This is a genomic window from Peribacillus sp. 05N428, assembly GCF_056397085.1.
In genome coordinates this window covers 14,496-38,598 of record NZ_JBFTMS010000028.1, presented here as the reverse complement: position 1 = coordinate 38,598, position 24,103 = coordinate 14,496, and the positions used below count along the sequence as shown (strand labels likewise).

Below are 24,103 nucleotides of genomic sequence, written 5' to 3'. Positions count from 1 at the left end.
CAGAAAGATGCTCGTCTCATTAGCATTAATTTGAGTGGTAAGTAATTATATCAATATACTTAATGGTCATCATTTGCCTGTCGCATAAGCTTCATTGCAAATGTTTCTATATAATTACTTAAATGTCTATTATTTTACTATTATGTTACAATCACTTTTATCTCCCTATAGATCTAAAGGAATATGTTATATTTTAGACGAATGAGCATATTTACCTATATTATCATACTAATTTTAACCGATATTTAAATAAATGTTAAAAATATAATTCTTTAGTAGGGAGAATGAGATGAAGAAATTAATTATACCAACTTTCTGTTTTGCAGTGTTGTCTACAGTTGCTTTCGAAGAAAAAATATCTGCAGCTCCACTACATGCCGAACAGGCCAATATTGAAGACGTCATGTTTGTGCAGGTGAATTCCGGATCACTCAATATGAGAAAAACCGGGGCGGAAGGTTCCAGCGTAGTCGCAAAGCTCGCAAATGGCACACAGGTGACGGTGTATTCGGAATCCAAAGGCTGGGCGAAGATCAAAGCCAATGGAAAAGAAGGATATGTCAGTACCAAGTATTTATCGGCAACGAAGCCAGGGACTTTAACGAAAACGGCAGTGACCATTAAAACGACAACGAAATATGTGAATGTGAGCACAGGTTCACTTAATATGCGAAAAAGCGGGAGTGATAGTGCCAGCATAGTCGCAAAGCTGACAAGGGGCACACAGGTGACGGTGTATTCGGAATCCAAAGGCTGGGCTAAGGTCAAGGCCAATGGAAAAGAAGGATATGTCAGCACGAAGTATCTATCGGCAACGAAGCCTGGAACAGTGACCAAAGCTGCGGCAACCGTTAAAACGACAACGAAATATGTGAATGTGAGCACAGGTTTACTTAATATGCGAAAAAGCGGGAGTGATAGTGCCAGCATAGTCGCAAAGCTGACAAGAGGCACACAGGTAACGGTCTATTCGGAATCCAAAGGCTGGGCGAAAATCAAAGCCAATGGAAAGGATGGATATGTCAGCACGAAGTATCTATCGGCCACGAAGCCTGGAACCGTGACCAAAGCTGCGGCAACGGGTAAAACGACAACGAAATATGTGAATGTGAGCACGGGATCACTCAATATGCGAAAAAGCGGAAAAGCTACCGCAAGCATAGTTGCCATCCTTTCAAAAGGGACGAAAGTGACGGTGTACTCGGAATCAAATGGCTGGGCGAAAATCAAAGCCAATGGAAAGGATGGATATGTCAACACCAAATATCTGTCTGCTTCTAAGCCGGGATCGGGATCAACGGCAGCCACGCCTGTAAAAACGACGACGAAATATGTAAACGTGAGCACGGGATCACTCAATATGCGAAAAAGTGGAAAAGCTACCGCAAGCATAGTCGCCATCCTTTCAAAAGGAACGAAAGTGACGGTGTATTCGGAATCCAATGGCTGGGCGAAAGTCAAAGCCAATGGAAAGGACGGATATGTCAGCACGAAATATCTATCTGCTACAAAGCCAGGAACGGGATCAACGGCAGTCACGCCTGAAAAAACGACGACGAAATATGTAAACGTGAGCTCTGGAACGCTCAATATGAGAAAAAGCGGATCGGAAAGCGCGAGCATAGTCGCAAAGCTGTCAAAAGGAACGAAAGTGACGGTGTATTCGGAATCCAAAGGCTGGGCGAAGATCAAAGCCAATGGAAAAGACGGCCATGTCAGTACCAAATATCTATCGACATCAAAACCAGGAACGGGATCAGTCACGCCTGAAAAAACGACGACGAAATATGTAAACGTAAGCTCTGGAACGCTCAATATGAGAAAAAGCGGGTCGGAAAGCGCGAGCATAGTCGCAAAACTGTCAAAAGGAACGGAAGTGACGGTCTATTCGGAATCCAAAGGCTGGGCGAAAATCAAGGCAAATGGGAAGGATGGGTATGTCAGTACTGACTATCTATCGACGATAAAGCCTGGAACGGACTCCAAACCATCCATACCTGAAAAAACGACAACCAAATATGTAAATGTCAGCTCGGGTTCACTTAATATGCGGAATAAGCCGTCGGATAGTGCTTCCGTCATTGTGAAACTGGCAAGGGGTGTAGAGGTGGAAGTCATCTCGGAATCAAATGGCTGGTCAAAAATTAAAGCGTATGGCGGAGAAGGTTATGTCAGTACGAAATATCTATCAGCAACGAAGCCAGGTTCTGTACCGGGACTGAATCCAGATGGAGAAGCAAACACATTAGTTAAATATGTAAACGTAAGTGATGGCTCGAGTCTGAATATGCGGTCTGCAGCATCGGCTTCCGCTTCAATTATAGCCAAGCTTGTAAATAATACGGCCGTAACGGTGTATTCAGAGTCTAATGGCTGGTCAAGAGTCACGGCCAATGGAAAAACCGGATATGTCAGTACGCAATATTTAACGGCCAAAGCACCGGAAGGTCCGGGAAGCTCGAATGGATCGATAATCAGGATCGATAAAGAGTATAATCTTACGATGGAAAAGATGGTTGAAATTCAAATGGCCGTAAACGGTCAGACGGATAAGAAGTATAAAACCTACATACGTGAAGATGGATTAACTTTAATCAATTCAACAAAAGGTACCGTTAAAGGAACCGGATGGCGTGTCAGGAGCGGAGCTGGATCGAATTATTGGGCATTCGGTCCTGTAAGCAATAATCAATCATTGACTATTAAATCAAAAGTAAGGGGCTCTGACGGATATTATTGGTATGAGGTGGACTATAACAAGACATGGGTAAATGCCAGTCCGGAAGATATAGAATATAATCTTAACCCAAATAATTTCGTGAATGATCCAGTCCATTCATTCCAATTCGTCAAGCTCTCCCAAGTCACCAACATGAACGTTTCTGAAGTGAATAATAGAATCCTTTCAGGTAAAGGGATACTACAAGGCAAAGCGGCAACCTTCACTGCGGCAGGGGAAAAATACGGGGTCAATGAAATCTACCTGATTTCACATGCTTTGCTGGAGACCGGGAATGGCACCTCACCATTAGCGACTGGCGTAAAGGTGAACGGGAAAACGGTCTATAATATGTATGGAGTCGGGGCGTTTGACGGAACGGCGCTAAGCAGCGGCGCTCAATACGCCTATAATGCGGGCTGGTTCACCCCGGAAGCGGCCATCATAGGCGGTGCTGAATTCATCGCCAAAGGATATATCTCTGCTGGACAGGACACGCTTTATAAAATGAGGTGGAATCCTACAGCTGCAGAGAAATATGGATATGCATCACACCAGTATGCAACTGATATTGGCTGGGCAACAAAACAAGTGAAACAGATTTATAATTTATATAGTTTATTAGATTCATATAAATTGACGATTGAGGTTCCTAAGTATAAATAAGGAAACGGAAAAAAACACATGAGTCCGGCTCATGTGTTTTTTTTGCTACTCAGTTTTATCCTTTTCCAGAATCCCCTTGACGACATCCTCGATCGTCACCACTCCCAACGCCTTTTCCAAGGCAAGTTCAGCAACGGAAAAGATGGGTTCTATTGTATCTTGTATATTTCTTCCAACAGTGCATGCTGGATTAGGATTTTCATGAATTCCAAATAATTCTTTATCGGAGACAACGTTGACAGCGTGATAAACATCGAGCAAAGTGATATCCGACAATTCCTTGGCCAATGTCGCTCCGGCGATACCCGGCCGAACATTCACTAAACCTGCATTCTTCAGCATGCCAGTGATTTTTCTGATTAAGGCTGGGTTGGTGTTTACACTTTTGGCAATAAAATCGGAAGTGTTAACGCCTTCTTTGTTTATTTCTAAAAGAGATAATATATGGATTCCTACGGAAAAGCGGGTACTGATGGACATCTCTTTTTTCTCTCCTTTAAAATCTCTATTCCTATATAGTATAAATTATTTAACATGTAATTCAAGTGGTTACAAGTTATAATGACCTGCAAGAATAATATTTATCCATTAACCGTTTCCTTGTCAAGTCACGCCGTTGCTGCAAAGGCAAAAATAAAAGGTATGTGTAATTGACAAACAAGCATGGTGAAACTTATATTATAACGTGTAAATGAATCAGTTACAGGTGAAAGGTGCAGGAAAGGGGGAACTGAAATCGGCCGCCATGGCTGGATAAGAAATATCGACACAACTACAAGTGATGGAGGTATATGATGGCTAATAAAAAAAAGGGTAATCAAAAACAATCTTCAGCATTCACGTTTTGGATCATCGGGTTAATCGCTGTAATCATTATTGGCTTTATATTTTTAGCAAATGGGAAAAAAGACGAAGATACAGCCGTTAATGAAATCGATTATAAATCACAACCTTATTTGGGAGAAAAATCGGCTCCTGTCCAAATAGTGGAATTTGGGGATTATAAATGTCCAGTCTGTAAGACATTCGAGGAGCAATTCTTCCCTTCTATACAAAGTGAATTGATTGATACAGGAAAAGCGCAATTTTATTTCATGAATTATTCGTTCATTAACGTCGATTCAACCAGATCCGCTAAATTTGCGGAAAGTGTTTATCAGGAATTAGGCAATGAGACTTTTTGGGAATTTCATGAGCTTTTGTTCGATAAGCAGCCAGCTGACCTGAAATATGAAAAGCAAGATGTCTTTACGGACAAATTCTTAGAAGAAACATTGAAAGAAATCGCAAATGACAAAGAAGTTAAAAAAGTCGTTACCTCTTTTAAAGCCAAAAAGTCCGAGGACCAATGGAACAAGGATATGGAGTTGGCCGACGAATTAGGTGTTACTGGAACACCTTCCTTATTCGTCAATGGCAAGAAGTTTGAAGGAAATACAATCGATGATTTAGTGAAAATGGTTGATGATGCAGCGAAGGAGAAATAGTGATGAACAAGCCACTATTACTTTCTTGGATCCTGTCCATCATCGCCACTGCCGGAAGTCTCTACTTTAGTGAGATTCTCCATTATGTACCCTGCACCTTTTGTTGGTACCAAAGGATCCTGATGTACCCGCTCGTCATCTTATTGGGCCGGGCCTTTTATGAACAGGACCTGAAAATCTATCGATACATCCTCCCATTATCAATTTTGGGCATGGCGGTGTCAGGGTATCACTATAGTCTGCAAAAAATTCCAGCACTACAGCATTTCGAAATGTGCCAAAGCGGGGTTCCCTGCTCAGGTGAGTATATAAATTGGCTAGGATTCATCACGATCCCGTTTTTGTCCTTCATCGCCTTTACGCTCATCACAATCTGCATGGCACTGCTAATGAAAAAGAAAATCAGCATGTAATCAAGCGCACCATTCTAAAAGGAATGGTGCGTTTTTATATATATCGGATGAAAAATCAGGATATACCATCAAAAATCGGACTATATCGACGAAAATCAGCAATATATCAGCGGAAAATCAGGATATATCATCAAAAATCGGATTATATCGACGAAAATCAGCAATATATCATCGAAAATCAGGATATATCTCCGAAAATTGCAATATATCGACGAAACTGCGGATATATCAACGAAAATCGGATTATATCGGCGAAAAACAGGATATATCATCGAGAATCAGGATATATCTCCGAAAATAGCAATATATGATCGAAAATCGGATTATATCGACGAAAATCAGCAATATATGACGAAGCTGCGGATATATCATCAAAAATCGGACTATATCGACGAAAATCAGCAATATATCAGCGGAAAATCAGGATATATCTTCGAAAATTGCAATATATCGACGAAGCTGCGGATATATCATCGAAAATTGCAATATATCGACGAAACTGCGGATTATATCGGCGAAAAACAGGATATATCATCGAAAATCAGGATATATCTTCGGAAATTAGCAATATATGATCGAAATCTGATTTATATCGACGAAAATCAGTAATATATGATCGAAAATCGGATTATATCGACGAAACACCTCTAAATAATAAAGTTGACAAAACGTTAACTTGTAACTTATATTGTTACATGTAAGTAATTTAGTTACAACTAATATTTCAAAACAATATATAGGAGGAATGTAAAATGAAAATCGGTATTATTGGTGCGAGCGGAAAAGCTGGAAGTCTGATTTTAAAGGAAGCATTGACTAGGGGACATGAAGTTACGGCCATTGTCAGGGATGAAGCTAAAGTCCAAATTCAAGGAGCTTCCGTACTGGAAAAAGACGTATTCGATTTGAAAGCAGAAGATATTAAAGAATTCGATGTTGTAGTGAATGCGTTTGGCGCTGCTCCGGGGAAAGAACATCTGCATGTGGATGCAGGAAAAATCTTGATTGAAGCAATGAAAGGGGCTCCACAAACGAAACTTATCGTTGTTGGCGGAGCTGGAAGTCTTTTTGTTGACGAAGCAAAAACGATCCGTGTCCTGGATACGCCTGATTTTCCTAAAGAATATTTTGCAACAGCGTATAATCAATCCAAGAACCTTGGAGATCTGCAAAACGCCACTGACATCCAATGGACGTTCATCAGTCCTTCCGCCTTCTTTGATCCGGAAGGAAATAGAACAGGTGGGTATAAACTGGGTAAAGACAACCTTCTTGTAAACTCAAAGGGCGAAAGCTATGTAAGTTATGCCGATTTTGCCCTTGCAGTACTTGATGAAATTGAAAATCCGCAGCACATCAACCAGCGCTTTACCGTTGTTGCCGAAGCTGAATAATTTAGTGACGTCTCTCCTCTGGGGTGACGTTTTTTTTTACGATAGAAACTTCTGAATCGGCGCAGGCTCGCCAAGGAAGACCGTTGATGTATATTTCATCGCTGATGAGGATCAAAGAGCCGACGGTGGGCACCGATAGGGAAGAAGCCGAGTAATAGAAATTGAAGCAGGTGAGATGATCAATAATTGATAAGTCTTTAGATCTATGAGCTGTATGTAAGAAAATAAGGCCTTTTCCTTAAGAATCGGGGAAAGGCCTTAAATATTTTGGTTGCGCTTACAAATGAAGGAATTTTTTCTGTTAATATATTTACAAAAAACGAGTCTATGTTACTATAAAAAGGATGATTCAGAAAAATTTGGAGAGTTTTGTTGATTTATCCTAATATGAAGGAGTTACAATGAATGAAAAAAGTTAAAAAGGCGATTATACCTGCAGCGGGATTGGGAACCAGATTCTTGCCCGCAACGAAGGCTATGCCTAAAGAAATGCTGCCAATAGTCGATAAACCAACTATACAATATATTATAGAAGAAGCCGTGAAAGCGGGAATTGAAGATATAATCATTGTCACAGGAAAGAATAAACGAGCGATAGAAGATCATTTTGATAATGCGTACGAACTAGAGAATAACTTGATTGAAAAAGGGAAATTCGATTTATTGGAGAAGGTGAGATACCCATCCAATTTGGCTAATATCCATTACATTAGGCAAAAAGAACCGAGAGGCCTCGGACATGCTGTTTGGTGTGCACGTAACTTTATTGGTGATGAGCCATTTGCCGTCCTTTTAGGCGATGATATCGTGGAAAGCGATGTGCCCTCCCTGCGTCAATTGATCAACGAATATGATGCGACAGGTTCGTCCATCATTGGTGTGCAGCCGGTGAATGAGAGTGAAACACATAGATATGGCATCATCGACCCGCTTACGCAAGAGGGCAGGAGATACGAAGTGAACCGTTTCGTCGAAAAACCAAAACAAGGAACGGCACCATCCAACTTAGCCATAATGGGAAGATACATACTGACTCCGGAAATATTCGACTTCCTGGCCAAGCAGGAAACAGGGGCTGGCGGTGAAATCCAGTTAACGGATGCCATCCAAAAACTGAATGAAATCCAAAGTGTCTTCGCTTATGATTTTGAAGGGAAACGCTATGATGTCGGAGTTGTCGATGGCTTTGTGAAAACGACAATTGAATTTGCCCTGCAACGTCCCGATTTAAGAGACGACATTTTAAAAGTAATGGAAAATATCCTCGAAATGCACAAGGCAGTGGATAAGTGATCTTTTAAATGAATAGAGTAATTAGTTTAGAAAAAATCTCCAACTATTGATCATTCATAGTTGTTATTTTTGGTTACTGAAATGCAAACATAATTTTGAATGGTGAATATAAATCCATAAAAGGGGATGCCTATTTAGTGAATAAGAAGGTAATAAAAAGAAAAGTCGATTTCCTTAAACAGCCTATCGTTAATTTCCTATTAAAGGAAAATCATCAGCGTGTAAATAGATATGCAAAGTATTATGAGAAATTAAGCATTCAAAAAAACACCATTCTATATGAGAGCCGTGATGGAAACAGTATGACCGACAGTCCATACGCGATGTTTAAATATATGCTGGAAAATCAGGACTACCAAGATTTTATGCACATTTGGTCAATCCAGGATTTCAGTGTCCTCTCAGGTGTAATGGCGAAGTATAAGGATATGCCGAATGTTCAATTTGTTCAACGTAATTCAAAGGAATATTTAAAGTGGTTGGCAACAAGTGAGTATTTAATCAATAATTCCACATTCCAGTCTTTCTTCATCCCTAAAAGCGATCAGATTTACATCAATACCTGGCATGGAACGCCCCTTAAGAATATGGGCTTTGATATACCCGGTAACCCTTCGGTCTCTCAAAACGTTGTCAGGAACTTCTTGAGTGCAGATTTCATTTTGAGCCCTAATGCCCATACTACCAACATATTTACACATAGCTATAAGTTAAATGGATTGTATAAAGGTGAAATAATAGAAGAAGGATATCCGAGAATCGATTTGACGCTGAATACGAATCCGGGGGAGTATAAGGATTATTTAAGGACCCTGGGGTTGAAAATCAGTGATGCTAAGGAAAATATTTTATATGCCCCGACTTGGAAGGGGACGAACCTTGCCAAGGTGGATAATGATCTTCTTCAAATCATTGCAGATATTCATTATTTACAAAGTCAAATCGGTGAACAATATAACCTATTAATTAAGGTACATCCATTTCTATATAAAGAAGCGGCCAAGCATTCGGAAATCAAGGATCGGCTAATACCAGACCATGTGGATACAAATGAATTGCTTGCTGCAGTCGATTTGCTTATCACGGATTATTCCAGCATTTTCTTTGATTACCTTGTTACGGATAAGCCCATTCTATTTTACACTTGGGATACGGACGTTTATGCAGAGCAAAGGGGACAATATCTCCAAAATGACGAACTTCCGGGACCCATGCTTTTTAACTCAAAAGAATTGGCGCTAGCCATTAAAGATATTAAAGATGTGGAATTGAGATATTCCGATAAATATAAAAAAATGCAGGAAAAGTTCACGAACCATGAGGATGGAAAAGTAACAGAGAGAATAGTCAAAAATATATTCAATAAGTCTACGAAACAACTAAACACAATTACAGGGCTGGATTCGGCAAAGGAAAAAATATTAATTTATCCGGGCGGTTTGAGGGATAACGGGATTACATCTTCTTTCCTTAACTTAATGAATAATATTGATTATGATAAATATGATGTCAGCTGTTTCACGGCGACTCCTCACTCATACGAGGTTTTGAAAAATATGGGCAAGGTTAATAAGAATGTGCGTTTTCTATTCAAACCTGGCTTGCCTGTTTATAACATATTGGAAGTCTATAAAGATAAATTCATCCATAACAGAGGGGAAAGAGGTTTCTTAGGGAAGAAGCTTTACCCGGAAAATGCCTATATTAGAGAGCATGCACGTTTATTCGGCAAAACAAAGTTTGATTTTGTTATCGATTTTAGTGGTTATAGCCATTATTGGGCTAAATATCTGCTGGCGGCGGATGCAAAAAAGAAAGTTTGTTATATGCATAATGATTTGCTTTCTGATAGTGAACGCATCATTAACGGAAAGAGACCTCACCGGATTAATCTAAGAGGGATTTTTTCGGTATACAATCGATTTGATAAACTGGTAAGCGTGTCTGAGGGAACGATGGAATTAAACCGAAAGAATCTATTGGAGTATGCAGACTTCGATAAATTTGATTATGTAATGAATTCCATCAACCCAGATAAAATCCTTCAAATCGAGTCAAATGAGCCTGAAGGTAGTGAAAATGATGAAAAGGCGATGATCACAGAAAACTTCAAAGCGAGGGCGATTTTAAGGGATGTCAAGGATAATCCTGTTTGGAATACCCTTCCGGGAATTTCGAATGCCGCTCAATTTCCATTGGAAGAACGATTTGAAGGTGCTGAAATCGTGATTTCGAGGAAAACCTATGCTGATCAAAAGACTTTTTATAAATTCAGTCATGACAATCAAATAATAGGCTGGATTAGTGAAGAAGCTGTGGAGCTTCTGCCAGACAGCATTATTTATGAAAAAGAAGTGGATAAAATTGCAAGGTTAGTAAGACCTCGATCGAACTATATTTGGTCCTTGCCGTATAAAGTTGAAGGAACATACAAAGTTTCCGGCAGTCATGATTTTAAAGGGATCATTGTAAAAGTCGATAGGGAAGCAAAAACCCAGCATTCGATTTATAGCAGAATATCAGTAAAAGACAAGATCATAGGCTGGATAGATAATTCTGCTTTATCCGTGCTTGAACATTGTACAATCAATGAAGACATGAGCTATAATGACAAGCTGCAAATCATGATGAAAAGAAAATATATCATATCGAGAAACTATAAAAACAATAAAAAGTTCATCGATAAGATCGAGAATAGAACGCTGAAGGAAATAAACACCGGTAATCAGAAGTACGGTAAAATAACCAACCCGGAAGATCATACAATCTGGACGAAGGCATATCCGAACTACAAGGCTAAAAGAGTGAGCAAGGCAATCGATTTTGAAGGGCAAATCGTCAGAATCATCAAGTATAATAGAACCAACAAAGGCGGCTATTACCTTTTCGAAATCGATAATAAGAAAATAGGCTGGTTAAATACGGGGGCATTCGAAATCATAGAAGAGCCAATCCTGTTAAAAGAACGGGAAGTGCGCGGCACTGCCGAAATTAACTTAGGCGATTATCATATATGGGATAAGCCTTATGGGCTGCAAGATGCCATGGTCTTGGAAAATGGGCCAACCTTTAATGGCCGGATCGTTGAATTCGATAAAGAAGCGGTTACTCAACTTGGTACGTATGCCCATATATCATTGGACGGGATATCTATAGGCTGGATCGATAAACAGGCGTTAATCGTACAAGAGGTCCATGGGTTGGAAGTGAATGATCAGTTCGTTCCATATCCTGATAAAAATGATTTTAACTTTGTCAATATGGGAAGGTTATCACCTGAAAAAGGGCAAGATAATTTGATTCGTGCATTCGCAGGCTTTCATGGGAAACACAAAAATAGTAAACTGTATATTTTAGGACAAGGTCCTTTAAAGGAAGATTTGCAGGAAATCATTGATGAGCTGGACTTAAATCATTCGATTCATCTTTTGGGCCAGCTTGAAAATCCATTTTCGTTCATGGAAAAATGTGACTGTTTCGTTCTTTCCTCACATTATGAAGGCCAGCCTATGGTATTATTGGAGGCAATGACCTTAGGAATGAAAATCATGGCTACTGATATAGTGGCTAACCGGACCGTTTTGGAAAACGGTAAATATGGTTTACTTGTCGAAAATAGCATAGATGGACTGGAAAAGGGCTTATCTACCATGGTTAGTGATGATAATCCTAAACTAGCGAAGTTTGATTACACCCAATATAATGGATTGGCCATGGAAACCTTCAATAAATGCTTATAAAATGAGGGAGGTCCTTATAATGAGACCTCCCACTAATGACATGTATAGGTTGCGAGATTTAAAGATTCATTTAAGCTTAAAATAAAAGGGGTAATACTATATGATTTTGGTCGTTGGCGGTGCAGGATATATTGGAAGTCATCTTGTGAAAGAGTTAGTGAAAACTGAAGAGGTTGTCATTCTGGATAATCTCTCAACTGGATTTCGTTCGCTGGTTGATTCGAAGGCCACCTTGGTGGAAGGGAATTTAGGGGACGAAGCGGTCTTGAATGATATTTTCCTTAAGTATCCGATTAAAGCGGTCATGCACTTTGCCGCTAATAGCTTGGTCGGGGAGTCTGTTCAAGATCCTTATAAATACTATGATAATAATGTAGGTGCAACTCTTACATTATTGAATACCATGCTCAAGCATGATGTTAAGAATTTCATTTTTTCATCAACGGCAGCTACGTACGGGATACCAAATGTGGATATGATTGATGAAGATCAGCCAACGAATCCGATTAACCCATATGGCCGCTCGAAATTGATGGTGGAACAGATATTAGGGGACTTTGCAAAGGCATATGGACTTCATTATGTCGTCTTGCGTTACTTCAATGCGGCAGGAGCACATGCGTCAGCAGAAATCGGTGAAAGCCATGATCCGGAAACACACCTGATTCCAATCATTTTACAGCATTTATTAGGTCAACGTGAGAAGATTTCCGTGTTTGGTACGGACTATGACACAGAAGATGGCACATGCATTCGCGATTATATCCATGTAACGGATTTAGCCCAAGCTCATATAAGCGCGCTTCAAGCCCTATTATCCGGGAAGAAGGATACGGCCATCTACAATCTTGGGAATGGAAAAGGATTTTCGGTTAAGGATGTAATCGACACTTGCGAAAAAGTCACAGGAGTTAAACCAACAGTTGAGTATGCAGACCGTCGGCCTGGAGATCCAGCCCGCCTGGTTGCTTCGGCCAATAAGATATATGAAGAACTTGGTTGGAAAGCATCGATAAATTTGGAAGAAATCATTGAAAGTGCGTGGAAATGGCATAAATCTCAAATGAATTAATGGTCCCTTGGGACTCGGTAGTCATTTCAGGCTGTAGACAAACTCGAAGGAAAACGAGTTTGCCTGCAGTTTTTTTATTTGAAGAAGTTGCAGCTGTTTTCAGAAATCCATTGAGGTTTTTTTTATATAAAACAGCAAAAAACATGTAGTAAACCAAGCTTTGTTTTAAAATCTGGTGATAATTCCCACCGGTTTCTTTAAAATCTTGCTGTTAGTTCAGCTAGATATAAATTTTTTTAATTTGAAACCATACTGATTGGGAAAAGGAATATTATATTAACATTCTACAGATATTCCACAATAACTAACCAAGCTTATGGAAAATGTTGTAATAAGATACCTTATAAGTTAGTTAAAAAACAAGACCAAATTAGATTGGTCTTGTTTTTTTCTTTTTTTTAGCAGTGAATGTAAATGTCTCTTGTGAAGCATGTCCAATATTTAAATTAAAACTATTTATAAATTTAACATTTATTTGTATATTTTTTGGTAAAAAAGACCTACTATCAAATATTCTTCTATGTTATTGTCAAAGAGGTAAATATATAATAGAGGAGAAATAATATGGAAGAAATAGAAAAAACATCCAAGGGGATGCTTGTTAAAAGAATATCTGCTTTAACTGTCGCTATACTAATAATTTATTTTCTAACCTTGCTTCAAGTGAAGCACAGGAGAATACTGAAATAGTACAAAAGGAGATTACTAGTGTAGCCGTACTAGAAGATTTAACAACTACTAATATTACTAATCTGGATGAGGTAAAAGTAACAAAGGAGATCGCTGAATTAGCTGAAGAAATAGAATTAAATGAAGGATTATTGTCTGATGATTTTGACTTTGAAGAAGCTGCAGTGAACCTTCCTTCGATTCAAGAAATGACTAATGAGGAAAAAGAAGTGTTTAATCAAATAGTAGATGAGCAAGTCAATCTAATGGGGCTTGAAAGTAAACAAGATAAAAAAATGGTAGGCGATTTATTAACCAATTTTTTTGATGAAGAATCCGAAACTTATAATGATTTTGAAGCACTATTAGAAGAAACGGAGAAAGTAGAAGAAGTACTTGTAACAACTAAAACTGAAGATATAGGTAATACAACCTTTATTAAAGAAGAATACACTGTATCTAATGTATTAGAAATTTTAAGTGTACAAGAAGCAAGTGCTATTTCTCTTAATGGAAAAGTAAGAGTTACAAATAGAGTAGCTGGGGCTGCATTTAATGTAGTTCTTGGGCTTGTTGTTGGTGGTGGACTTGGTGCTATAACAGCATATATCAAACAAAAAGGTAAAAATGCTGCTAGTCAAATGTTTGGTAGAACACTTAAAACAAAACTAACTCAATGGGGAGCTCCTAAATTAGCTATTGCAGTTACAGGGGTTACACTTTACGCTGTAGCTTATCTTGATCCAGGTAACGCAATAGCTAAGAGGCTTGACAAGTTAGATAAAAAACCAAACAATGGCTATGTAGACATGTACTAATTGAATTCCTTAAAGGAGATATTTAAATGAAAGTTGTATTTAAATACTTAATATTAATTATATGGTTAAGCATATTCATCTACTATTTTACTGAGTATATGCCACATAATGTTTATTTATATTTGTTAATCATACCAGTTTTTATAATAAGTCACACAATAGTTAATAAAATATTCGCAACCAGTAAACGGCCAAAAATATAAGACTATAATTACGTGTGTCGCTAAGCCTTGAGCGACAAATAAAAAAAGGGGCGATCAAAAAGAAGAGATCGCAATCCTTGCCTGCGATTCATAATATGGGGGATTGCAAGTGAGATTCTTACTTGTCCGTAAAAAAAGTGGTGGAAGTTTAATCCCAAAACTTCCGCAACTTTTTTACTTTCTTCTTTGTCTTCCTATTTCCAATGTTTATTCTTTTAATTTCTTACTCTATACGGCAGTTTTCATTCTAAGCTTGAAGAGCTTTCTGGATTGATTTTTTCATGGCTTTTACAAAATTTTGGCGTGTTTCTTCGGGTAATTCCAACAGGGAGAGGTACGGATTTAAATCTTCCAGTTCTACTAATAAAAGTTCACCTTGCTCATTCCGACAGGCATCTACTCGTTGGATGCCCCAATCAAGATTGTTCCATTCAATAAATCGTTTAGCAAAAGCCAGGTCTGCTTCAGTAGGGGCATATTCTTTTAATTCCCATCTTTTTTCTTTATCAGGCGCATAAAGGGCGTACTGAAATTCTTTATCGATAAAATAAAAAGAGACTTCATACTCAAAGTTGATAAATGGCTGTACCAATGTGTTCTTTGATTTTGCATCCATTTTATCTCCCAATTCTTCTTTCGCGGCAAATTCCAAACCGATGGAATCCGCGCCATCTTTCGGCTTCACTATATACGTTTCCACATTGGGAAGTTTATTTAAAGATTCAAGTGAATCGATGGTCGGAATGACAGGGAAGTGGGCATTCGTCAGTTCAATTAAGTATTCCTTCCCGTTCATATCAGCCTTTCCATCAAATGAGTTGTATGTTTTCAAATAACCAGCAGCCACTCTATTACGGAATGCTAGATACTTGTCTTTAAAATTGGCTACTGGACCGGCATTTCGAAAGACGATCAAGTCAAAATCCTTTTCAAACGTTTCAATGTCTTCAGGATGGCAAAGTACTAACCGAAAATCCTCCCTAAGCTTCGAGGTAAGGAACAAATCCTCCTCATAATAATTTCTTCCTTTTGCCTCATAGTATAAATCCGTTACGAATAATAGTGTCTGCATGACTCCTGCACCCGCTTTCCCGATATTTTCATTGATTGGTTTACATACAAAAAAATCCCGTCTTATTAAGAACGAAATTTGAACTCGCGGTACCACTCTTGTTTAATAACAAACGCACATCCCATTTAACGGGGGGAAACCGGTAAAGCTTACTGAAGCTTCGGCTTTACTTCTCGGGGATGATCTTTGGTAGATTCTGGACACTGGCTTTCAGCAAAGCACCAGCTCTCTTTGGAACAGAACGATAACGTACTCCTTCCCTTCATGGAATTTTACAATTGATGAATTTGAGTAATTGTATAATAGTCAGAAAATAAAATCAATGGTTGTTCACTTACTATAGGACGAAAAAGGGATATGGATAGAGATATAGAATTACTATTAAATAGAAGCACCATTCATTTAATAGGAGATGTTAGATTTGAAAACGGTAAGGGTTTTTCATTACGATGCGTTCAGCAGTAAACCGAATAAAGGAAATCCGGCAGGTGTGGTTTTAGATGCGGATGGACTGACCGAAAAGGAAATGCAGGATATAGCGATGAAGGTGGGGTTCAATGAAACCTCTTTTCCGATGGATTCCGATATTGCCGATCTTAGAATCCGTTATTTTACACCGGGACACGAAATGAATCTTTGCGGACACGCAACAATGGCTACCATCCATGCACTGAAGACCAGGGGAATATTGGATAAAGATGAGCTGATGATTGAAACAGGAGCGGGAATATTGCCAATCAAGATCCATGCGACGGCGAATCAAGATATATATATTACGATGAAGCAGGCCGCGCCGCAGTTTGAAGCGTTTAACGGAGATAAAGGTGGCTTAGCCAATTCCCTCGGCCTTGATATAGAAGATCTTGAAAGTGAATTACCTATTGTTTATGGAAGTACAGGTTTATGGACTTTACTGGTTCCGGTAAAAGAAAGAAGTTCATTTAAAAGGATGAAGGCCAACAATAGCCTGTTTCCGCAATTATTAAAGGAAATGCCAAGAGCTTCCGTTCATCCCTTTTGCCTGGAAACGTACGATAGTGATGCCCATATGCATGCCCGGCATTTTTCCTCGCCCTATTCAGGTACGCTTGAAGACCCGGTTACAGGAACGGCTTCAGGTGTGATGGGCGCTTATTATGCAAAATACATAAAGGCTGATCTTGAAGATGAGGTGCATTTGTTAATCGAACAGGGGCATGAAATCGGAAAGGATGGCAGAGTTCGCGTTACAGCTACCAAGAACGATGGCACATACGATATTGAAATCACCGGTAATGCTGTCTACGTTAAAGAATTTGAAGTGGAAGTCTAAAGGTACATAATGAGATACAAGCCTGAAAAAGTATTTGGAAAAAACCCTGTGCTAAGACGTTACGTGTCTTAGCACAGGGTTCTTGTAAATCAGAAACATGTTCACGCAAATGATTGAGGTGGAAGCGACAATCGCTGTCCTTTAGATGAGGGTCACGCCGCTAAGATCAATCTTTGCTCCATGTAAAAAGTTGTAAGTGAGTTTATCCATCGAAGCTCCAGTAAAGTCGATTTTCTTTAAATCGGACATCCGAAATTGAACATTGATGAGGGTGGCATCGCGAAATGATGCCTTTCTCAATGAAGAGCCTTCGAAAATGGTTTGTTTGAAAGTTTCCCCATCGAATATAAGACCAGATAAATTACAGCTTTTAAAATGGGTTTTATTATAAATGCTGTTCTTGAAAGTTACGCCTTTTAAATTTGCATTTTTAAATAAGGTGCCAGTTAAATTGGCATTTTCAAAGGTGCAATGATCTAAGTTACTGTTTTTAAATGTGCTGCTCGTCAGGTCGGAATGGCTGAAGTCAGAACGGCTTAAATCGCAGGAATTGAACTTCCCATCATGAACCGAAACCGAGCGGAAGTCGGAATCCAATAAGCGATGCCTGGAATAGTCCATGCTTATCGCCTGCTCAAGCACATTGTATTGCAGATTGAGGGATTCCATGAGCTCTGATACCTCCCCAATCGAATCAACAGTCAGCTTGAACGCTTCCTGTTCACTGGCACCATTCCTTCTATGGTCATCGTATTTTTCCAGTAAGTTTTGCAGCAGTTCTTCTTCCAATTCCGTTGCTGTTTTTGCACTTTTGTACGGGGCAAAAATGCCATGAACATGTGCATTCAGTTTTTCAATCAAATTTCATCTTCCCTTCTTAGAGAAGGCGCTCAAGTATTCGCTTGGCCTGCTCCCAGTCATTTTTATTTTGGATATATGTGTTTTCCCCGATTGGGGTGATTTTGTAATATTTCCTTCTTCCGCCTTGTGTGGCATCTCCCCAATAAGAGATGATGCATCCATCCTTTTCCAGCCGTTTCAGGCTGGAATACATCGTCGCTTCCTTAATTTCATATTGCTCATTGGAATTCGTATATATCAGTTTGCTGATTTCATAACCATATTTATCGCCACTTTGCAGGAGTTTTAGAATCATCGTATCTACATGTCCGCGAAGCAAGTCAGAGGATAGTTGTCGTTGAACCAAATCCTCACCTCCTTTGGTATATCTTATAGTATATTACTATGACAGTCAAGGTAGTTTGGTTACTATGGATCATACAGATTTGGAGGGTTTATGAAAAGAAACATGCCAATTTTAGTGAATCACTGCATCGCATATACTTTTTAATTGTACTAATTTTCCAGAGGTAATATCCGCTTGGAAGGGATTTATGATGTTTCATGGAAGATGTATGTAAGGGGGTGGGGATGTTGAATAATTCGTGGAATAAAGTGATTTATAAATTTTGGTCGCCGGTTTATGACAAAATCTTCAACTCTCATCTCTTTTTAGATGCCAGGAAAAGAATGTTTGAAGAGCTGGATTTTCATGATCATGCAAAGGTCCTGTTTGTGGGAGTAGGTACGGGGGCCGATTTGGAGTTGATCAAAAACCTTGACCTTGAGATAACGGCAATAGACCTGTCGGCGGATATGCTAAAAAAAGCAATGGGGAAATTTGATGATGCATCGATCAGTTTCCTCGAGATGGATGCACAGCAAATGGAATTCGCTAATGAATCGTTTGACTATGTAGTGGGAAGTTTGGTTCTTTCCGTCGTACCTGATGCCAATGAATGTCTTCGGGAAATGATCAGGGTTGTAAAAGGCGAGGGGAAAATAATACTATTCGATAAGTTTATTTCTAAAGATGAACGTCTTTCAGTGCCCAAAAAGCTTCTGAGGCAAATCATTCGATTTTTAGGAACGGATATTGGCTTGAGGTTTGAAGACTTGTTCAGTGGACATGAGAAGAAAATGGAAATTGAAGAAGATCGGCCGATCATGCTGAATGGAATGTATAGAAAGATAATCATCAGTAAACGGTTGTGAGGACATCAGGATACCACATAGAGCTGAGTTTTGTTTTTTGAAGCTAAACCGGATCCGCTGTAAAGAACATGTAATATTTGACATGCATGTATAAAACCCATGTCTTCCCTAACATGGTTAATGAGCTGATCATCGGGTTATTGAGTAAGAATGGATCATATCATCAGAAGGCAGTTTGCGTGCATCATTGATACCTTTAAATTCCAGTGAGCATTATATAACAATAAGGTCCACTGGTGTCTGAACGTCATATGTAACGCATTTTTGATGCGGCTGTTACAGAGGCACTGGGCGAAATGAGTATAATTAAATGGTGGGATAAAATGGAAGAGGTGATGGTTTTGTCGGAGACGATTACAACCTATGAAGATCTGTTGAACATGCTGGACTCATTATTGCGTGAACCAACTGGATTCTGGAATGGTTTTTATGAAGATCGCACAAAAGGGGTTCCCTTTTTCGAAAATTTCCCTGATGAGAATTTGGTTTCATATTTTGATGGTGGGTTAATTGGGCCAGGGAAGGTTCTTGAGCTTGGATGCGGACCTGGCAGAAATGCCATTTACCTTGCTCAAAAGGGCTGTTCCGTTGATGCGGTGGACCTTTCGAAGGAAGCCCTTGAATGGGGAAAAGAACGGGCAGGAGATAAAAATGTCCAAGTGAACTTCATTCAAGGGAATATATTTGATTTGGATATTGCAAAAGGACAATATGACTTCGTATATGATTCAGGTTGTTTTCACCATATTGCTCCACATCGAAGGATGAACTATTTGGAGATGGTGAAAAAGGCGTTAAGGCCTAAGGGGTTGTATTCGATCACTTGTTTTGTCGAAGGCGGCATATTGGGTGGTTCCGATATTTCAGATTGGGAAGTATATAGGCAAAGAAGCCTTAAAGGCGGTTTAGGTTTTACCGAAGAAAAACTCAGAATGATCTTCAAGGAATTCGATGTGGTGGAAATACGGAAAATGAGGAAAATGGAACAATCGGATGAAACCTTTGGGGTGCAAGGTTTATGGACGGCTTTATTTAGGAAATGAGAAGGTGAAATGGTTTTAAACGGAGGATCTGGGATCAGGTCCTTTTTTTGTGGGTGGAAATTGTTAACAAAAAATAAAAATGGTAAACTATAACAACACTATGAAGTTTTGGGAACGCAGATTTACCAGAATGATAGATGAAGGCTTTGCTGATCTTTTTTTTAAAACATGGTTTCAAAAACAGCTGGGAAGGTATATGGAAAGAGGGGGGCATCAGGCATCAGAGAGCATAAGGTTTTAAGTATGGAAGAGGTTTTCTTCGATGCTTGCTTTGTTGATAATATTTCAATTCCCTGGCAATGCCGTTTTCAGGTAAGATTGCTTTTTATAAAAAACTAAATAGGAGGAGTTTATGCACGTAAATAAAGAATTATATTCCTTTTTATTGGGTGTGGCAGCACAATTGACTGAGGATTGGTATGCATCATTGAATAAAGGTGATAGTGCGGGTGTATATAGCTCAACCGATCCCAAAGTGATTAAAAAACTTAAGCAGCAAAATAATGAATTCCATTTACGTTTCTTTCAGGTCTTTGATACAGAGGAGAGGGAATTCTTTAAGCAGCTTGGTGATTGGATTGAAGAGATCGGTCAGGATGAGCAGCATTTAAACACACCCATTTATTTTATATTGAGGGAGTTTTTCCGTACGCAAGAGCAATACCTGGATTATATTGACCGGTTTGTGAAATTGCATGGAGATCAATATACACAGGAGGAAATAAACTCCTGGTATCGGATAGTGGTGAAGGTGATCAGTGAAGTGATGGAGCGGTTTACGGAAGCGAATCATAGGTATGCCAATAAAATTATGAAAGCCCAACAGGCAACGATCGATGAATTGAGCACACCCATCATTTCCCTTAAAGATAACACGGCATTGCTTCCCCTGATAGGAGATATTGACACGGCGAGGGGCATGTCCTTGCTTGAAAACACCTTACAAAAGTGCGCTGAAAAAAATGTCACCAGACTTTTCATTGACCTATCCGGCGTTCATGCAATAGATAGCGGATCCGCACACCAGCTGTCTCAATTGATTGAATCCTTGCATTTGATCGGAATTCAAACAACCCTTTCAGGACTTCGGCCGGAAATAGCCATGACTGCCGTTAAGCTTCAACTTCCTTTTGATAAAGTGACGATAAAGTCTACTCTTGCCCAAGCGATCAGTACGAAAAAATAATACATACATATCCAGGGCACGGGCATGTTCGTTATAAATTTCATCGAGAAGACCTCCTTATGGCGGTCTTCTCGTATGTATTAGCCTTCAAAAGGAGCAAGAGCCGGAACCTGCCGGATTTTATTCAATATTGGCAAAGACGGCCAGATCTTCTTTATTGCCAACCACTAAAAGCATATCTTTTTCATGGATATCCTGATCCGGTGACGGTGCTATGATAATTTCTCCATTACTCACGATGGCAATGACGCTGATATTATATTTTGCCCGTAAATCAAGCTCCCTGAGGCTTTTTCCCTTCATGCTCATGGGGAGGATGATTTCCTCGATATTGTATTCTTTAGAAAGCTCTATATAGTTCAGCATATTAGGGGAAAGGAGCTGATTCGCGACCCGTTCCCCCATATCCCTCTCAGGATAGATGACCCAGTCGGCACCGACTTTTGTGAGCACCTGACCGTGATTTTTATTAAGTGCTTTGGCAATGACCTTTTTGATCCCAAGCTCTTTTAAAAGCAAGGTAGTTAAAATGCTCGATTGCATGTCATTTCCGATGGCTACGATGACACAATCGAAATTACGGATTCCGATTGCTTTCAATGTCTCTTCTTCGGTCGTATCCGCCATGACTGCATGGGTAACGTTCAGTTCCGCATTCTCGACTCTTTCCTCGTTCACATCAATACCCAAAACCTCTTGGCCTGCCGTATATAATCTATGGGCCACACTGGTTCCAAATCTGCCTAAACCTATCACGGCGTATTGTCGTTTTCCCATCTTTTACACTCCTTCATTCATTATTAACCAATCATGATTTTCCCTTTTGGACGTCGGAACGGATCTGGCTTGCGCCTCATGGCGATAGCAAAGGCAAAAGTCAAAGGACCAACACGGCCTGCAAACATCGTGAAAATGATGAGCATCCGGCCGACCGGTGATAATTCCGGGGTCAAACCCATTGAAAGTCCCACGGTGGCGAAAGCTGAAGTGGCTTCGAACAAAATCATCAAAAAGTCAGTTCCACTTTCAGTGATGGTCAGCAGAATGGAGATGATGGAAACCACGAATACACCAATGAATGTAACGGATAATGCTTTAAAAATCGTTTCACTCACGATGCGGTGGCGGAACAAGACCACATCACCCTTACCTTTGATCTGTGACCAAACCGTTCCGGCAATCGTCGCCAATGTCGTCGTTTTAATCCCGCCGCCAGTCGATCCGGGTGATGCCCCAACGAACATCAAGAAAATGATGAGCAGTAATGCAGGCTGAGTTAAATCAGGGATATTCAGCGTGTTGGAGCCTGCCGTCCGTGGTGATACCGATTGAAATAAAGACGACAGCATTTTACCCATGAAAGATAAAGGCTGCAATGTCTTGGCATTGCCGTACTCGAATAAAAAGATTAAAATCGCGCCGGCAATCGTAAGGGTCAAGCTAGTCGTCAGAACGATCTTCGTATGTACGGATAAACGATGTGTATTCCGATATTCGTATAGTTCATTCATCACGATAAAGCCTATCCCGCCAAACGTGATGAGGAAGGCAACGGTAAGGGTTACGAATGGATCCGATACATATGGGGTCAAACTCCTGAATTCCCCCATTAAATCAAAGCCGGCATTATTGAAATTCGAGACGGAATGAAAAACACCGTAATAGATCGCCTTGCCGGTTGGCATGTCAAAAGAAAAGCGAATCGATAAGATAAGGGCACCCATGCCCTCAATGATGGCCGTGAAAATTAAAAGCCGTTTCACTAATCTGACTACACCCGCCATGGATAGATTATTTAACGACTCCTGCAGAACTAACCTGCCTTTTAAAGAAATCTTTTTGCCTAATAATAAAAAGAAAAATGTCGCAAATGTCATGAACCCTAAGCCGCCTACCTGAATCAGTGTTAAGATGACCAACTCACCAAAAGTGGTGAAGGTCGATCCCGTATCCACAACGACCAGTCCTGTTACACATGTAGCGGAAGTCGAGGTGAATAAAGCATCCAGAAAAGAAAGACCATGGCCATTTTCTGTGGAAATCGGCAGGGTCAATAAATAGGCCCCGATAAGGATCAGGATGGCAAAGCCGAGTACAAGTATTTTTGGCGGATCCAATTTTGTCATTCTCAAATGATCATCCCTACTGTATGACTTTTAATCATCAATCTGCTTTTCGAATCTTTTTAAAGGCATAATAAAAAGACCTGCGAAAACATCGAATAGCTGTATTGCTACAAAAAGCGTGCAAAAAAAGCTTCCGAAATAGGCGGTCTTATGACCTCCTTCGCTTTAGCCGACGAAGTTAGCTGACGGGTAGGATGGCGAAAGAGCTGATCTCATCCCTTCTGCAAGGCAGAATTAACCCCAAATGATTGGGTCCTCCGTACTCATTTTCCATGAGTTTTGGCCGAAATGCATTAAATTGATAAACGTATTCTACTCCCATCATTTAGCAGTTGTAAACCCCTAAATCGTAAAAAAATATTTCTTTAACAAAACTGAAAATTTACGTTTTATTTACATTTAAAAAACGTATTGACAAATATTAGTTAGCACATTATGATAGGTTCGATTAATCCAATTATGATAACCGGCATCGATGTACTTTATTCAATAATTTCAAGCAGAACATGCTATTGCCAATCAAAATTTGTAATAGATATATTATGTTTCTTTTGTAAAAGATAAAGGAAAAAGCAGTACATTATTAGTTAAATTCAATACATTTTATTAAAAAGGCGGGCAATTATGGAGAAGACGTTCAATAGATATGTTATTAATGCTACAGGCAAGGGTGGCCAAACATATTTAACACAATGCCAGGATAAAGATGCACTAAGGAAATGGATAGCCGATCATGAGGATCAAATCATCATGAATGAATTAAGGATAACGGATAAGAAAAAGAATCCGTTTTTAAAATTGTTTTCCCCAAGGTAAATCAACTGATTCCAACATT

Annotated in this window: 20 protein-coding genes, 1 riboswitch and 1 other annotated feature; of the genes, 14 read left to right on the top strand and 6 right to left on the bottom strand. The window is 39.5% G+C overall.

The window, feature by feature from the left end:
- Positions 1–289 precede the first annotated feature (289 nt).
- The gene (locus AC1DIV_RS21290; protein WP_477577382.1) at positions 290–3,385 is read left to right on the top strand and encodes an SH3 domain-containing protein; all 3,096 of its coding nucleotides are present in this window, start codon (positions 290–292) and stop codon (positions 3,383–3,385) included.
- A gap of 45 nt (positions 3,386–3,430) precedes the next feature.
- Here AC1DIV_RS21290 and AC1DIV_RS21285 read toward each other — a convergent pair whose 3' ends face one another.
- The gene (locus AC1DIV_RS21285) at positions 3,431–3,865 is read right to left on the bottom strand and encodes an Rrf2 family transcriptional regulator (protein WP_048690112.1); all 435 of its coding nucleotides are present in this window, start codon (positions 3,863–3,865) and stop codon (positions 3,431–3,433) included.
- Positions 3,866–4,179: 314 nt separating this feature from the next.
- Here AC1DIV_RS21285 and AC1DIV_RS21280 point away from each other — a divergent pair, with 314 nt between their 5' ends.
- The 8 genes from AC1DIV_RS21280 (at position 4,180) to AC1DIV_RS21245 (ending at position 14,271) form a co-directional block, all read left to right on the top strand.
- Entirely contained in the window at positions 4,180–4,872 is a 693-nt protein-coding gene (locus AC1DIV_RS21280) for a DsbA family protein (protein WP_048690110.1), read from the top strand.
- Between the two features lie 2 nt (positions 4,873–4,874).
- Positions 4,875–5,285, top strand: coding sequence for a disulfide oxidoreductase (locus tag AC1DIV_RS21275; protein WP_048690108.1), 411 nt, complete (start codon positions 4,875–4,877; stop codon positions 5,283–5,285).
- Between the two features lie 198 nt (positions 5,286–5,483).
- Positions 5,484–5,894, top strand: a complete 411-nt coding sequence (locus tag AC1DIV_RS21270; protein WP_340877798.1) for a hypothetical protein — start codon at positions 5,484–5,486, stop codon at positions 5,892–5,894.
- Between the two features lie 143 nt (positions 5,895–6,037).
- Positions 6,038–6,679, top strand: a complete 642-nt coding sequence (locus AC1DIV_RS21265; RefSeq protein WP_318292510.1) for an NAD(P)-dependent oxidoreductase — start codon at positions 6,038–6,040, stop codon at positions 6,677–6,679.
- Between the two features lie 405 nt (positions 6,680–7,084).
- Positions 7,085–7,972: a UTP--glucose-1-phosphate uridylyltransferase GalU gene (galU, locus tag AC1DIV_RS21260; RefSeq protein WP_048690103.1), complete on the top strand. Its 888-nt coding sequence runs from the start codon at positions 7,085–7,087 to the stop codon at positions 7,970–7,972.
- Positions 7,973–8,109: 137 nt separating this feature from the next.
- The gene (locus tag AC1DIV_RS21255) at positions 8,110–11,712 is read left to right on the top strand and encodes a CDP-glycerol glycerophosphotransferase family protein (RefSeq protein WP_340877796.1); all 3,603 of its coding nucleotides are present in this window, start codon (positions 8,110–8,112) and stop codon (positions 11,710–11,712) included.
- A 100-nt stretch (positions 11,713–11,812) separates the two neighbouring features.
- The gene (gene galE / locus AC1DIV_RS21250; RefSeq protein WP_323598556.1) at positions 11,813–12,784 is read left to right on the top strand and encodes a UDP-glucose 4-epimerase GalE; all 972 of its coding nucleotides are present in this window, start codon (positions 11,813–11,815) and stop codon (positions 12,782–12,784) included.
- Between the two features lie 821 nt (positions 12,785–13,605).
- Positions 13,606–14,271, top strand: coding sequence for a hypothetical protein (locus tag AC1DIV_RS21245; RefSeq protein WP_477577381.1), 666 nt, complete (start codon positions 13,606–13,608; stop codon positions 14,269–14,271).
- 450 nt (positions 14,272–14,721) lie between these two features.
- On the opposite strand, the gene AC1DIV_RS21240 is transcribed toward AC1DIV_RS21245, so the two are convergent.
- Complete coding sequence (locus AC1DIV_RS21240; RefSeq protein ID WP_340877793.1) at positions 14,722–15,546, bottom strand: ATP-grasp domain-containing protein; 825 nt, start codon at positions 15,544–15,546, stop codon at positions 14,722–14,724.
- Between the two features lie 64 nt (positions 15,547–15,610).
- Positions 15,611–15,821: a binding site (T-box leader), on the bottom strand.
- A 146-nt stretch (positions 15,822–15,967) separates the two neighbouring features.
- On the opposite strand from AC1DIV_RS21240, the gene AC1DIV_RS21235 reads away from it, so the two are divergent.
- The gene (locus AC1DIV_RS21235; RefSeq protein WP_477577379.1) at positions 15,968–16,858 is read left to right on the top strand and encodes a PhzF family phenazine biosynthesis protein; all 891 of its coding nucleotides are present in this window, start codon (positions 15,968–15,970) and stop codon (positions 16,856–16,858) included.
- A gap of 141 nt (positions 16,859–16,999) precedes the next feature.
- On the opposite strand, the gene AC1DIV_RS21230 is transcribed toward AC1DIV_RS21235, so the two are convergent.
- Both AC1DIV_RS21230 and AC1DIV_RS21225 read right to left on the bottom strand, forming a co-directional pair.
- Positions 17,000–17,719, bottom strand: a complete 720-nt coding sequence (locus AC1DIV_RS21230; protein ID WP_340877791.1) for a pentapeptide repeat-containing protein — start codon at positions 17,717–17,719, stop codon at positions 17,000–17,002.
- A 16-nt stretch (positions 17,720–17,735) separates the two neighbouring features.
- Positions 17,736–18,014 (bottom strand): PadR family transcriptional regulator, encoded by a 279-nt coding sequence (locus tag AC1DIV_RS21225; RefSeq protein ID WP_222620182.1) that lies wholly within the window; start codon positions 18,012–18,014, stop codon positions 17,736–17,738.
- Positions 18,015–18,292: 278 nt separating this feature from the next.
- Here AC1DIV_RS21225 and AC1DIV_RS21220 point away from each other — a divergent pair, with 278 nt between their 5' ends.
- From AC1DIV_RS21220 to AC1DIV_RS21210, 3 genes are all read left to right on the top strand, one after another.
- The gene (locus AC1DIV_RS21220; RefSeq protein ID WP_340878600.1) at positions 18,293–18,913 is read left to right on the top strand and encodes a class I SAM-dependent methyltransferase; all 621 of its coding nucleotides are present in this window, start codon (positions 18,293–18,295) and stop codon (positions 18,911–18,913) included.
- Between the two features lie 341 nt (positions 18,914–19,254).
- Positions 19,255–19,956 (top strand): class I SAM-dependent methyltransferase, encoded by a 702-nt coding sequence (locus tag AC1DIV_RS21215; RefSeq protein WP_323598628.1) that lies wholly within the window; start codon positions 19,255–19,257, stop codon positions 19,954–19,956.
- Positions 19,957–20,308: 352 nt separating this feature from the next.
- Positions 20,309–21,142, top strand: coding sequence for an STAS domain-containing protein (locus tag AC1DIV_RS21210; protein ID WP_323598550.1), 834 nt, complete (start codon positions 20,309–20,311; stop codon positions 21,140–21,142).
- A 120-nt stretch (positions 21,143–21,262) separates the two neighbouring features.
- Here the strand turns inward: AC1DIV_RS21210 and AC1DIV_RS21205 are convergent, their stop codons facing one another.
- The gene (locus tag AC1DIV_RS21205) at positions 21,263–21,919 is read right to left on the bottom strand and encodes a potassium channel family protein (RefSeq protein WP_034310793.1); all 657 of its coding nucleotides are present in this window, start codon (positions 21,917–21,919) and stop codon (positions 21,263–21,265) included.
- Positions 21,920–21,942: 23 nt separating this feature from the next.
- Entirely contained in the window at positions 21,943–23,268 is a 1,326-nt protein-coding gene (locus tag AC1DIV_RS21200; protein WP_063596008.1) for a TrkH family potassium uptake protein, read from the bottom strand.
- Between the two features lie 152 nt (positions 23,269–23,420).
- Positions 23,421–23,563, bottom strand: a riboswitch (cyclic di-AMP (ydaO/yuaA leader).
- A 329-nt stretch (positions 23,564–23,892) separates the two neighbouring features.
- Here AC1DIV_RS21200 and AC1DIV_RS21195 point away from each other — a divergent pair.
- Positions 23,893–24,084, top strand: a complete 192-nt coding sequence (locus tag AC1DIV_RS21195; RefSeq protein ID WP_034310797.1) for a hypothetical protein — start codon at positions 23,893–23,895, stop codon at positions 24,082–24,084.
- Positions 24,085–24,103: the final 19 nt, after the last annotated feature.